The sequence below is a fragment of the Micromonospora sp. CPCC 206060 genome, from assembly GCF_036906895.1.
In the GTDB taxonomy this organism is placed as follows: domain Bacteria; phylum Actinomycetota; class Actinomycetes; order Mycobacteriales; family Micromonosporaceae; genus Micromonospora.
On the sequence record NZ_JBAKHU010000013.1, the window covers coordinates 84,645 to 97,645 of the forward strand.

At 71.8% G+C, this 13,001-nt stretch carries 11 protein-coding genes; 4 read left to right on the forward strand and 7 right to left on the reverse strand.

The window, feature by feature from the left end; all coding sequences use genetic code 11:
• The first annotated feature begins 106 nt into the window (after positions 1-106).
• Together V6U90_RS12160 and V6U90_RS12165 are read left to right on the forward strand one after the other, a co-directional pair.
• Entirely contained in the window at positions 107-1,426 is a 1,320-nt protein-coding gene (locus tag V6U90_RS12160; RefSeq protein ID WP_334434605.1) for a dicarboxylate/amino acid:cation symporter, read from the forward strand.
• Positions 1,427-1,471: 45 nt separating this feature from the next.
• Entirely contained in the window at positions 1,472-2,539 is a 1,068-nt protein-coding gene (locus V6U90_RS12165; protein ID WP_334434607.1) for an NADH:flavin oxidoreductase/NADH oxidase, read from the forward strand.
• A gap of 69 nt (positions 2,540-2,608) precedes the next feature.
• On the opposite strand, the gene V6U90_RS12170 is transcribed toward V6U90_RS12165, so the two are convergent.
• Positions 2,609-3,448 carry a GNAT family N-acetyltransferase gene (locus V6U90_RS12170; RefSeq protein WP_334434610.1) on the reverse strand — a complete coding sequence of 280 codons (840 nt, stop codon included), beginning with the start codon at positions 3,446-3,448 and terminating at the stop codon, positions 2,609-2,611.
• A 144-nt stretch (positions 3,449-3,592) separates the two neighbouring features.
• Between V6U90_RS12170 and V6U90_RS12175 the strand changes: the two genes are divergently transcribed.
• Positions 3,593-4,180, forward strand: a complete 588-nt coding sequence (locus tag V6U90_RS12175; RefSeq protein ID WP_334434613.1) for a PadR family transcriptional regulator — start codon at positions 3,593-3,595, stop codon at positions 4,178-4,180.
• Positions 4,181-4,269: 89 nt separating this feature from the next.
• Here the strand turns inward: V6U90_RS12175 and ispG are convergent, their stop codons facing one another.
• The 4 genes from ispG to V6U90_RS12195 form a co-directional block, all read right to left on the reverse strand.
• Positions 4,270-5,442, reverse strand: a complete 1,173-nt coding sequence (gene ispG, locus V6U90_RS12180; protein WP_334434615.1) for a flavodoxin-dependent (E)-4-hydroxy-3-methylbut-2-enyl-diphosphate synthase — start codon at positions 5,440-5,442, stop codon at positions 4,270-4,272.
• Positions 5,443-5,451: 9 nt separating this feature from the next.
• Positions 5,452-6,699, reverse strand: a complete 1,248-nt coding sequence (locus tag V6U90_RS12185) for a M50 family metallopeptidase (protein ID WP_334434618.1) — start codon at positions 6,697-6,699, stop codon at positions 5,452-5,454.
• Complete coding sequence (gene dxr, locus V6U90_RS12190; RefSeq protein ID WP_334434621.1) at positions 6,699-7,910, reverse strand: 1-deoxy-D-xylulose-5-phosphate reductoisomerase; 1,212 nt, start codon at positions 7,908-7,910, stop codon at positions 6,699-6,701. Before dxr ends, V6U90_RS12185 begins: the two co-directional genes overlap by 1 nt.
• Before the next feature lie 80 nt (positions 7,911-7,990).
• A complete protein-coding gene (locus V6U90_RS12195) occupies positions 7,991-8,536 on the reverse strand; it encodes a GNAT family N-acetyltransferase (protein ID WP_334434623.1) in 546 nt (181 codons plus the stop codon).
• 51 nt (positions 8,537-8,587) lie between these two features.
• On the opposite strand from V6U90_RS12195, the gene V6U90_RS12200 reads away from it, so the two are divergent.
• Complete coding sequence (locus tag V6U90_RS12200; RefSeq protein ID WP_334434625.1) at positions 8,588-9,412, forward strand: YhjD/YihY/BrkB family envelope integrity protein; 825 nt, start codon at positions 8,588-8,590, stop codon at positions 9,410-9,412.
• Between the two features lie 70 nt (positions 9,413-9,482).
• On the opposite strand, the gene V6U90_RS12205 is transcribed toward V6U90_RS12200, so the two are convergent.
• Entirely contained in the window at positions 9,483-10,649 is a 1,167-nt protein-coding gene (locus V6U90_RS12205) for an alkaline phosphatase PhoX (protein WP_334434628.1), read from the reverse strand.
• Between the two features lie 63 nt (positions 10,650-10,712).
• Entirely contained in the window at positions 10,713-12,953 is a 2,241-nt protein-coding gene (locus V6U90_RS12210; protein WP_334434630.1) for an MMPL family transporter, read from the reverse strand.
• Between the last annotated feature and the right edge of the window lie 48 nt (positions 12,954-13,001).

Sequence of the window (13,001 nt, forward strand, 5' to 3'; positions counted from 1 at the left end):
CGCTGACCGGCACCTGTCCGGTCCGGCCGCCGCTGACCGGCACCTGTCCGGTCCGGCCGCCCCGCTGACCGTCGACCCGCTCCACCCAGACCGTTTGGAAAGATCAATGGTTACCACCGCGCCCACCGGTGCGCCCGGCGGCGTGCCCGCCCGGCTGCGTCGCACCCTCTCCACCGTCCCCTTCTCCGTCCAGATCCTGGCCGGCCTCCTGCTCGGCGCCGGCCTCGGCTACCTGGCCCGGGTCGCCGACCTGAGCTGGCTCGCCAGCACCCTCGACACCGTCGGCAGCCTCTTCGTCCAACTGCTCAAGCTCGCCGTGCCGCCGCTGGTCTTCACCGCCATCGTGGTCAGCGTGGTCAGCCTGCGCGGGGTGGCCAACGCCGCCCGGCTGGCGTGGAAGACGCTGCTCTGGTTCGGCATCACCGCGCTGATCGCGGTCAGCATCGGCATCGGACTCGGCCTGCTCACCAACCCCGGCCGGGGCGTCGACCTGGACGTCGCCGGGGCCACCGCGCCGAAGCGGACCGGCTCCTGGACCGACTTCCTCACCGGCATCGTGCCGACCAACCCGGTCGCCGCGTTCGTCGAAGGCAACGTGCTCCAGATCGTCTTCCTGGCCCTCGTGGTCGGTACGGCGGCCCTGCTGGTCGGCGCCGCCGCCGAACCGTTCGTCACGCTCAACCGCGCCGTGCTGGAGATCGTGCAGAAGGCGCTGTGGTGGGTGATCCGGCTCGCCCCGATCGGCACCCTGGGTCTGATCGGTCACGCCGTCGCCGCGTACGGCTGGGACCTGCTCGCCCCGCTCGCGCGGTTCACCACCGCCGTCTACGTCGGCTGCGCAATCGTCCTGTTCGTGGTCTACCCGCTGGTGCTGGTGACCGCCGGCCGGCTCAACCCGGTGCGCTTCTTCGCCGGTGCCTGGCCCGCCATCGAACTGGCCTTCGTGTCCCGCTCGTCGGTGGGCACCATGCCGGTGACCCAGCGCTCCGTGGAGCGCCTCGGCGTTCCCCGCGAGTACGCCTCCTTCGCGGTACCGTTCGGCGCCACCACCAAGATGGACGGCTGCGCCGCGATCTACCCGGCCCTCGCGGCGATCTTCGTGGCCCAGGTCTTCGGGGTCGCCCTGAGCCCGGTCGACTACCTGCTCATCGCGTTCGTCTCGGTGGTCGGTTCGGCCGCCACCGCCGGCCTGACCGGGGCCATCGTGATGCTCACCCTGACCCTCAGCACCCTCGGCCTGCCGCTGGCCGGCGCCGGCCTGCTGCTCGCCATCGACCCGATCATCGACATGATCCGTACCGCCACCAACGTCGCCGGTCAGGCCCTGGTCCCGACCATCGTGGCCGCCCGGGAGGGCACCCTCGACCGGGCCGCCTACGACGCCATCGGCGTAAGGAAGGGCCCCCGCTTAACGCTTTCGGTATAGGAAGGGCCCCTTCTTAACACCCCCGACCGCTGAGGAGAGACCGGAGTGAGCCTCCTGTTCAGCCCACTGCCACTGCGTACGGTGACCCTGCCGAACCGGGTGGCGATGGCCCCGATGTGCCAGTACAGCGCCGGTCCGGACGGGTTGCCGACCGACTGGCACCGGGTGCACTACGGCGCCCGCGCGGTCGGCGGCGCCGGCCTGATCATCACCGAGGCGACCGCGGTGCTGCCGGAGGGGCGGATCAGCCCGCAGGACACCGGCCTCTGGTCCGACGCGCACGTCGACGCCTGGCGGCCGATCACCGCGTTCCTCGCCGGGCAGGGAACGGTGCCGGCCGTCCAACTCGCGCACGCCGGGTTCAAGGCATCCACCTACCGGCCCTGGGCGACGCGGCGCGGCGGCGTGCCGGACGACGAGGGCGGTTGGACGCCGGTCGGCCCGTCGGCCGAACCCTTCGTCCCCGGGTACCGGATCCCGGATGCGCTGGACACCGCGGGGATCGCCGCCGTGGTGGAGGCGTTCGGCGCCGCCGCCGGGCGCGCGATCGCGGCCGGGTTCGCCGCCGTGGAGATCCACGCCGCGCACGGGTACCTGCTGCACGAGTTCCTCTCCCCGCTGACCAACCGGCGGACCGACGGGTACGGCGGCGACCTGGCCGGTCGGATGCGGCTGACGCTGGAGGTGGCCCGGTCCGTCCGCGCCGCCGTCGGCGACGACATACCGGTGCTGGCCCGGATCTCGGCGACCGACTGGGTGGACGGCGGTTGGACCGTCGACGACAGCGTGTCCCTCGCCGCTGAGCTGGCCCGGGCCGGGATCGACCTGGTCGACTGCTCGTCGGGCGGGGCGTCGGCCACCGCGCAGATCCCGGTCGGTCCGGGCTATCAGGTGCCGCTCGCCACCCGGGTACGCGCCGGGGCCGGCGTGCCGACCGGCGCGGTCGGGCTGATCACCGAGCCGGAGCAGGCCGAGGAGATCGTCGCATCGGGTGCGGCCGATCTGGTGCTGCTCGGCCGCGAACTGCTGCGGGAGCCGTACTGGCCCCGGCAGGCGGCGGCGAAACTGGGCGCCGGGCCGGGCTGGCCGGCGCAGTACCAGCGCGCCGTCTGACCGGCGCCAGGTGTTAAGAAGGGCCCCTTCCTATGCAGAAAGCGATAAGAAGGGGCCCTTCCTTACACCTCAGAAGAGGATGGTGGCGAGGGTGCCGACGGGGCGGAACCCGCAGCGCTGGTAGACCCGCCGGGCGGGCAGGTTGAAGTCGTTGACGTAGAGGCTGACCGTGGGCGCGACGTGGGCGAGGGCGTCCCGCACCACTGCCGCCATCGCCCCGGTGGCGATTCCCTGGCCCCGCCACTCGGGGTCGACCCAGACCCCCTGGACCTGCGCGGTCCGCCGGGTCACCACGGCCAGTTCGGCCTTGAAGACCACCTTCCCGTCGACGAACCGGGCGTACGCCCGGCCGGCGCGGACCAGCTCGGTCACCCGCCGCCGGTAGCCGCGTCCGCCGTCCTCGGCGAGCGGCGAGACCCCGACCTCCTCGGTGTACATGGCGACCGCGGCCGGGAAGAGCTGGTCGATCTCGCCCGCTCGGACCCGGCGTACGTCGGGGTCGGCGGCCGGCTGCGGCGCCGTCCCGGTGGCCAGTAGCGGCTGGTTGGGGCGTACGTCCCGGGCCGGCCCCCAGCGCGCGGCCAGTCGTTCCCAGAGGCCGAGCACCGCGTCGGCGTGCCCGACGATCGAGGAGCAGATGCGGGGTTCCCCGCTGAGCAGTTCGGCGAAGGCGGCGACGGCCGGTGGTGTGGCGAGCACCGGGGTGAGGTTGCCGCCGAGCCAGCAGATCGACTCCAGGTTGCGGCGGGATCCGTAGCCGAGGACCCGTCCCTCTCCCCGCCACCAGGAGAGTCCATGGGCGGCGACCCGTTCGGCGACCGGTGCGGCACCGTACGGGTCGAGGTCGAGCAGTCGCTCCACGGAGCGCCGCTCCCCTTCCCCCACCCGTCGTACCGGCACCGTCAGCACAGTTACAGCCTGCCAGATGAGTAGGGCGCTCCGCCGGTCGACGGCGGGGTGCCGCCGGGTGGAATGACACCTACCCCGAGCCGACTTGTCGGCGATAGTTTCCCGATATATCGTTGAGCCATCGACGATGGTACGGAGGACATCATGCACTTCCATCGGATGTTCCAGGGCCCGCCCGAGGCACGGATGCGCGGCTTCGGCTTCCCGCCCATTCCGCCGTTCCCGCCCGGTGGTCCCGGCGGCTCCCGTGGTTGGGGCGGTGGCCGGGGACGCGGCGGCGGTCGGGGCCGTCGGGCCGGTGTCCGCAGCGCGGTGCTCGCGCTGCTGACCGAGCGGCCGATGCACGGTTACGAGATGATCCAGGAGATCGACTCCCGCACCGGCGGGGCGTGGCGGCCGAGCCCCGGCTCGATCTACCCCACCCTCCAACTGCTGGAGGACGAGGGCGTCATCACCGGGGTGACCGACCCGGCAGGTGGTGGCCGCCGGCGGTTCGCCCTGACCGAGGCGGGCCGGGAGGAGGCGGAGCGGGCTGCGGCCACACCCCCGTGGGGCGAGTACGCCGAGCAGACCGTGCACAGCTGGCACGAGATCCGGGACGCCGGCTTCCAGGCGATGAACGCCCTGCGGCAGGTGATGATGAACGGCACCGACGAGCAGCGGGAACGGGCCGCTCAGGTGCTCGACGAGACGCGTCGCAAGCTGTACGCCATCCTCGCCGAGTCCGACTGACCCGGCGAGAGATCCGCCCGACCCCGAGAAAAAGAAACCGCGGTGGACCGGTTGCGGACCGGTCCACCGCGATCATGTTGCGGGGACGGTCAGTGCACCGTCACGGTCGCGCCGCCGACCAGGCCGCGCAGTTCCTCGGGCAGTTCGGCGCCCATCTCCTCAGCCAGCCGGAGTGCCTCCTCGATCAGGGTCTCCACGATCTGCCCCTCGGGCACCGTCTTGATCACCTGACCACGTACGAAGATCTGACCCTTACCGTTGCCCGACGCGACACCCAGGTCAGCCTCCCGGGCCTCACCCGGCCCGTTCACCACACAACCCATCACCGCCACCCGCAACGGCACCGGCAACCCCTCCAGACCGGCGGTGACCTCCTCGGCCAACTTGTACACATCCACCTGGGCCCGACCGCAGGAGGGGCAGGAGACGATCTCCAGGCCACGCTCACGCAGGCCCAACGACTCCAGAATCGCCGCACCCACCTTGATCTCCTCGACCGGCGGGGCCGACAACGACACCCGGATCGTGTCCCCGATCCCCTCGGCCAACAACGCACCAAACGCCACCGCCGACTTGACCGTCCCCTGGAACGCCGGACCCGCCTCGGTCACCCCCAGATGCAACGGATAGTCACACCGCGCAGCCAACTGCCGATACGCCCGGACCATCACCACCGGATCGTTGTGCTTCACCGAAATCTTGATGTCCCGGAAACCGTGCTCCTCGAACAGCGAACACTCCCAGAGCGCCGACTCCACCAGCGCCTCGGCCGTCGCCTTGCCGTGCTTGGCCAGCAGCCGCTTGTCCAACGAACCCGCGTTGACACCGATCCGGATCGGCACCCCCGCCTCCCCGGCCGCCTTCGCGATCTCCCGGACCTTGTCGTCGAACTGCCGGATGTTGCCCGGATTGACCCGCACCGCCGCACACCCGGCGTCGATCGCCGCGAACACGTACCTCGGCTGGAAATGGATGTCAGCGATCACCGGGATCTGCGACTTACGCGCAATCGCCGGCAACGCCTCCACATCATCCTGCGACGGCACCGCCACCCGAACGATCTGGCAACCCGCCGCGGTCAACTCGGCGATCTGCTGCAACGTGGCATTGACATCGGAGGTGAGGGTCGTGGTCATCGACTGCACCGACACCGGCGCACCACCACCGACCGGCACCGAACCGACCATGATCTGACGACTGGCCCGACGGGGCGCGAGCGGCGGAGGCGGTACGGCGGGCATACCGAGACTGACAGCGGTCACTTCAGGCACTCACCTTGAGAAGAGCGTTATCGGATTGACGACGTCCGCAGTGACCGTGAGCAGCGTGAACGCACCGCCGACCAGGATCACCGCGTACGTGAGGGGCATGAGCTTGAGGTAGTCGACCCGGCCCGGATCGGGCCGGCCGAGCCGGGCGAAGATCCAGGACCGGACGCGCTCGAACCAGGCGATGGCAATGTGCCCGCCGTCGAGCGGCAGCAGCGGCAGCAGGTTGAAGATGCCGACGAAGAAGTTCAGCGAGATGAAGAGGAAGACCAGGATCTGCCAGACGCCGGCCTCCAGGGCCTCGCCGCCCAGCCGGCTCGCCCCGACCACGCTGATCGGGGTGTCCTTGTCGCGCTCGCCGCCGGTGATGGCGGTCCAGAGCGCGGGGACCTTCTGCGGGATCCGCTTCATCGCCTCGTAGGTGCCGACCGCCAGTTGGCCGGTGTAGTCGGCGGTGGCGCCGAACGCGGCGACCGGCCCGTACGTCACCATCGCCGGCTTCTGCACGTCGAGGTCGACGCCGAACGCGGCGACCGGGCCGACCGGGCCGGCCACGTTCTCCAGCGGCGGGCGCTGCACCTGGGCGAGGGTGACGTCGACGCTGGCCGGGACGCCGTCCCGGACGTAGTCGACCGTGACCCGGCCCGGCGGGGTGGCCCGCAACGTGGTGAGCAGGTCCCCGTAGTTGTCGATCGGGGTGCCGTTGAGCGCGGTGATCAGATCCCCGTCGCGGAGGTTGGCCTGGGCGGCCGGGCTGGTCGGATCCCCCGTCTGGCAGGTGCGGGCGACGTTCTCCACCACCACGCAGTCCTGCACGTTGATGGCCGCCGGCTCCCGGCGGGCCTCGTCGTTGGTGGTGGGGTACTCCGGGTTGGGCAGGCCCATGAACATCGCGGCCAGCCAGATCGCGATCAGCGCGAGGGCGAAGTGGGTGATCGAACCGGCGGACATCACGATCGTCCGCTTCCAGACCGGGAACCGCCACATCGCCCGGTGCTGGTCCTCCGGCTCGACATCGTCGTCCTGCGGCGTCATGCCGACGATCTTGCAGAAGCCACCGAGCGGGATGGCCTTCAGACCGTACTCGGTCTCCCCCCGTCGGAACGAGAACACGGTCGGGCCGAACCCGACGAAGTAACGGGTGACCTTCATCCCGAACCGCTTGGCGGTCAGCATGTGCCCGGCCTCGTGCAGGCTCACCGAGATGAGGATCCCCAGAGCGATGACCACCACCCCGAGCAGGTACAGCATCAGGCTTCCTTCCCCAATCTCGCGATGATCTCCTGGGCGTGCGTTCGCGCCCACGACTCGGCGGCGAGCACGTCCTCGACGGTACCTGGTTCGGTGAAGTCGGGCGCCGCGTCCAGCACCCGTTCGAGGGTGTCCACGATGCCGAGGAAGGGCAACCGGCCGGCCACGAAGGCCGCCACGCACTCCTCGTTGGCCGCGTTGTAGATCGCCGGGCGGCAGCGCCCCGTCTCCCCGGCCGCCTTGGCCAGCCGGACCGCCGGGAAGGCGTCGTCGTCGAGCGGGAGGAACTCCCAGGTGTGCGCGGTCGTCCAGTCGACCGCTGCCGCCGCGTCCGGCACCCGGTCCGGCCAGCCCAGACCGAGCGCGATCGGCAGGCGCATGTCCGGCGGGCTGGCCTGGGCGATGGTCGATCCGTCGACGAACTCCACCATCGAGTGGATCACCGACTGCGGGTGGACCATCACCTCGATGTCCGCGTACGGCACGTCGAACAGCTCGTGCGCCTCGATCACCTCCAGTGCCTTGTTGACCATGGTGGCGGAGTTGATCGTCACGACCGGCCCCATGTTCCAGGTCGGGTGGGCCAGCGCCTGGGCCGGGGTGACGGCGGTCAGCTCGTCACGCCGCCGGCCCCGGAACGGTCCGCCGCTGGCGGTCACCACCAGCCGGCGTACCTCGGCCCGGGAGCCGCCGCGCAGGCACTGGGCCAGCGCGGAATGCTCGGAGTCGACCGGAACGATCTGCCCCGGCCGGGTCTGCGCGGCCCGGACCAGGGATCCGCCGGCCACCAGGGACTCCTTGTTGGCCAGGGCGAGGGTACGACCGGCGCGCAGCGCCGCCAGGGTCGGCGCCAGGCCCAGCGAGCCGACCACGCCGTTGAGCACGATCTCGCACGGCCACGCGGCCAGCTCGGTCATCGCGTCCGGGCCGGCGATGATCTTCGGGATCCGGAAGTCGCCGGTGGCGTACCCGCGCCGGGTCGCCTCGGCGTAGAAGGCCAGTTGCAGGTCCTGGGCGGCCGATGCCTTCGCCACACCGACGACGTCGACCCCCAGTTCGAGGGCCTGGGCGGCGAGCAGCTCGACGTTGCCGCCGCCCGCGCCGAGCGCGACCACCCGGAACCGGTCCGGGTTGCGTCGCACGATGTCGATGGCCTGGGTACCGATCGAACCGGTCGAGCCGAGCAGTACGAGTTCGCGGGGGAGGGTCACCCGGCCATTCTTCCCCAGCGGTGCACCGCGTCCACCGGGAGCCTCAGTCCCCACCGCCGACCGGCTCCTCCTCGATCAGTTCAGCCGCGCCGCAGGACGAACGCCTCCAGTTCCTCACCGCCGTACCAGTCGGTGCGCCGGCCGACGTGGGTCATGCCGAGCCGCCGGGCCACCGCCATCGAGGCGTCGTTGCCGGGCGCGACCACCGCCCAGATCTGCGGCGTACCGGTGGCGAACTCCCGGGTGACCGCCGCGCGGGCCGCCTCGGTGGCGTACCCGTGCCCCCAGGAGTCGGGGTGCAGGTGCCAGCCCACCTCGATGTCGGTGGTGGGTACCGACTCGTCCCGACCGGGCAGCGGCTTGAGCAGCAGGCTACCGACCACCAGCCCGGTGTCGCGGCGCTCGATCGCCCAGGTGCCGTACCGGTCGCCGTGGCCGGCGTGCCGGGCGTGCCAGTACCGCACCCGCTCGACGGCCTGGGCCGGGTCGGTCAGCGGCAGGCCGGGCGCGGTACCGAGCCACCGGACCACCTCCGGCCGGGAGTAGATGTCGTAGACCCGGTCGAGATCCGTCCGGGACCCGCTCCAGTCCCGGAGGATCAACCGTTCCGTGGAGAAAACCGTCATGGCCGGGAAGCCTATTGAATGGCAGAGGTGCCGGCGGGGAATAAACTCGCGATGAGCGACGGGTGGCGGCTACGGCGGGTGACGGCGGCTGCCTTCCGTCCGGTACGCGGTCGGGATCTGTCCCTGCACGCGGCGGCGATCACCTTCTACGGGGCGATCGCCGTGGTGCCGGTGGCCCTGCTGGCCATCTGGATGACCGGGCTGCTGGCGGGTGCCGGGCGGGTACGGCGGCTCACGTCGTACGCGGTGGAGACGCTGCCGGGCGCGATCGGTGCCGACCGGGCGGTGGCCGCGCTGGTCGGCGCCGGGTTGGAGCTGACCCCGCTGCTGGCGCTGGCCGCCCTGCTGCCGGCGTCGTTCTACGGTGAGGGGTTCCGCCGGGCGTTCGTCTCGGTGGCCACCCCGCCGGACCCGGACGAGTCCCTGGTCGGCTGGCGGGGCCGGTTGCTGCTGCTGCCGCTGCTCGCCCCGGCCCCCGCACTGCTGCTGTCGATCCTGATGGCGCTGCCGCTGACCACCCGGCTGGTCCGGCAGGGTGGCTGGACCGGCGCGCTCGGTGTGGTGCTCTCCTTCCTGGCCGTGTGGCTGGTCCTCACCCCGGTACTGCTCTGGGTGTTCCGGGTGGTCGGACCGGCCGCACCGGACTGGCTGTCGGCGCTCGGGGTGGGCTCGTTCACCGCCGCCAATCTCTCCGGATTCCTGCACGGCTTCGTACTGTTCTGCTCGCTGCCGCTGGACCTCGGGGTGCCGTTCGGCGGCTTCGACGAGATCGGCGCCGGGGTGGCCGTGCTGCTCTGGCTCTATCTGTTCCACGTCATCGTGCTGGCCGGCTACTCGGCCACCCTGGCGCTGAGCCGCTGGCGGGCCGCCCGCTGATGCCCCGCCGTCCACCTCGTGGTCAACGGGACGGGTGCACGCCTCGCCGATCGCCAGGCGTACCACGGGGTCAGCGGCGGAAGGGGCCGGTCACCTCGTAGGTCATCCCACCGGTACCGGCGATGTCGCCCGAGGTGCCGCGCTGGGAGGAGAAGTAGAGCCGGGACCCGTCCGGGGAGAACGCCGGCCCGGTGATCTCCGAGGACGACTGCCCGAGGATGCGCAGGAAGGGCGCCACCACCCCGGCCGGGGTGATCATGTTGATCTCCATGTTGCCGCCGTCCTCGGCTACGTAGAGGTCTCCCCCGGCGGTACCGGTGATGTTGTCCACCCCGGTCAGCGGCGCGGTGCCGTCGGGCACCAGCGAGTCGTCGTACGCCAGGTCGATCCGCTGGTTGACCGCGTCGTACGCCCAGACCCGGTTGTCGCCCTTGGTGGTGAACCAGCAGGTGCCGTCGGCGTACCAGCAGCCCTCACCCCCGACGAAGTGCTTCGCCGCGCCGACCTGGTGCCGGGTGGCGACCGGAAAGCCGTCCCGGTCCGGAATGTCCTGCCAGGTCACCGGTCCGGCCACCTGGTCGGCCGGGGCGCAGAGCACCTGCACCCGGCCGGTCCGCAGGTCACCCCAGGTGTCCGGAACGAACCGGTAGAAACAGCCGTCGGACTCGTCCTCGGTCAGGTAGATCACCCGCCGTTCCGGGTCGCAGGCGGCGGCCTCGTGGGTGAACCGTCCCATCCGGGTCCGCTCCTCGGCCGCGCGCCCGCCCTCCGGCCAGGTCTCGAAGACCCGGCCGAGGGGTACCTCCTCGCAGGAGAGCCAGGTGCCCCACGGGGTGGCGCCGCCCGCGCAGTTGACGTTGGTGCCGGACAGGATCCGGTACGCCGACGCGATCGACCCGTCGGCGTGGAACCGGACCGCCGAGGCGCCGCCGAGCAGCGGGATCTCCGAGTTCGACACGTAGATCCAGCCGCTGCCGGACGGGAAACAGGCGCCCCCGTCGGGGGCGGGGTGCCAGAGGTGGGTGGTTCCGGGTACCCGCTGCCCGGAGCGGGCGATCACCCGGCTGGTGAAACCGGCGGGTAGCTGGATGCCGTTGGCGTCGGCGGGCAGCAGGGCGCCGTACGGGCCCGGCCCGGGTTGGGCGACCCCGGCGAACGCCTGCTGCCAGAGCGCTCCGGAGAAGGCGGCGGTGCCGGCGCCGAGGACGGCGGCGCGCAGGACGGTACGACGCTCCACGGTTACCTCCAGATGTGTCGATGCCCCAGCGACAGTAGACCGCCGAGGCATCGACGTTCGCAACTATCTGGTGAACGCGTGGTGACGACTGGCCGCGTCACCGGCCGTTGCCGGACCGGCCCCCGTCGACGCCGGTTCCTCCCCGGCCGGCGCCGGGTGGGCCGACTCCCGGATGCCGTACCGCTGGTAGACCCGGCCGAGCGGCCCCGGCGCCCACCAGTTCCACCGGCCCAGCAGCCGCATGGTGGCCGGCACCAGCAGCGCCCGGACCAGGGTGGCGTCCACCACGATCGCCACGATCATGCCGATGCCGATCAGCTTGATGTACGCCATGCCGCCGGTGGCGAAGCCGGCGACCACCACGACCAGCAGCAGCGCGGCGGCGGTGATGATCCGGCCGGTCTGCTGCAGGCCGGTGGCCACGGCCGTCGTGTTGTCCCCGCTGCGGTCCCACTCCTCGCGGACCCGGGAGAGCAGGAACACCTCGTAGTCGGTGGCGAGGCCGAAGAGGACCGCGAGCATCAGGATCGGGTTGCTCGGCTCGATGAAGCCGGTCGGGGTGAAGCCGAGCAGGTCGGCGAGGTGCCCGTCCTGGAAGATCCAGACCACCACACCGAAGGACGCCCCGATGGAGACCAGGTTCATCAGCACCGCCTTGACCGGCAGCACCACCGAGCCGAAGGCGAGGAAGAGCAGCACCAGGGTGGCCGCCGCCATGATCAGGGCCATCCAGGGCAGCCGGGAGCTGAGGCTGTCCAGCAGGTCCCGGTCGGCGGCCGGCCGGCCGCCGACGAGCACCTCGCCGCCCTCCGGGGCGGGCAGGTCACGGAGTTCGCGGACCACGCGCTGGGCGACGTCCCCGGTCGGTTCGCCGGTGTAGGTCACCGAGAGCAGGGTGGCGTCCCCCCGGTTGGCCACCGGCTGCGCGCCGGTCACGCCGGGCACCCCGGCGACCCGCTGGGCGAACTGTCCGGCCTGCTCGGCGGGTACCCCGGTGAGCAGGACGTCGATCGGTGCGACGGTGCCGCCCGGGAACTCGGCGCGGATCCGCTCGGAGACCACCCGGGCCGGGGCGTCGGCCGGCAGGACCCGCTCGTCGAAGCCGCCGAACTCCATCCGCAGCGACGGCGCGGCCAGCCCGAGCAGCACCACGACCACCCCGACCGCGAAGAGCGCCGGGCGGCGCATGACCACCCGGGCGATCCAGGCCCAGCCGCCGCCGGTCAGCGTCGGGACCGGCCCGGCGGCCTTCCCGCCACGCCGCCACGGCAGGGGTACCCGCAGCGCGTTGATCCGGGGGCCGAGCACGACGAGCAGGGCGGGGAGTACGGTCAGCGAGGCGAGCATGGCGACCAGCACGGCGGCCATCCCGCCCAGTCCCATCGAGCGGAGGAACGCCTGCGGGAAGATCAGCAGGCTGGCCATGGCGACCGTGATGGTGAGCCCGGAGACGAGGACGGTCCGGCCGGCGGTGGCCATGGTCCGGGCGATCGCGGTGGGGGTGTCGTGGCCGGCGGACAACTCCTCGCGGAACCGGCTGACCACGAAGAGCGCGTAGTCGATGGCCATGCCCAGGCCGATCAGCGTGATCACGTTGATCGCGAAGACGGAGACCTCGGTGACCATGTTCAGCAGCCGGACCGCGATGAACGCGCCGAGGATGGCGAGACCGCCGATGAGCAGCGGGGTGGCCGCCGCGACCAGGCCGCCGAAGATCAGGATGAGCAGGACCAGCAGTACCGGCATGGAGAGCAGCTCGGCCCGGGTGACGTCCTCGCTGGTCTGGGTGTTGGCGTCGTGCAGGAACGGCACCGTGCCGCCGACCTGGGTGCGTACCCCGGGGGCGTCGAGCGCGGGCCGCAGCGCCTCGTACGCCTCGGTCTGCGCGTCCTCGTCGGAGGCGGTCAGCCGGATCAGCACGTAGGTGGCCCGGCGGTCGCTGGACAGCAGGGCCGGCGACGGGGTGTCGTACCAGCTGGTCACGCTGGCCACCTCGGGGCGGCTGCGCAGCCCGGTGAGGGTGCTGGCGACCGGGTCGCGGAAGGCCGGCTGGTCGGCGGTGTGGGTGTCGCTGAACCAGAGCACGATCACGTCGGCGCCCTGCCGGCCCAGCGTCTCGGTGATCCGCTCGGCGGCGCGGCTGGACTCGCTCGCCGGGTCGTCGAAGCCGCCGCCGGTGAGCAGCCCGAACACCCCCGCTCCCCAGGTGGCGCCGACCGCCACCAGCAGCAGCGCGGCGCCGAGCGCCGCGTGGCGTAGCCGGACCACGGCGCGCCCCCACCAGTCGAACATTGCGTCCCCCAAGCCGTAAGCTGTAACCATAGATAATCTGAGTGAACGCCGTTAACTATC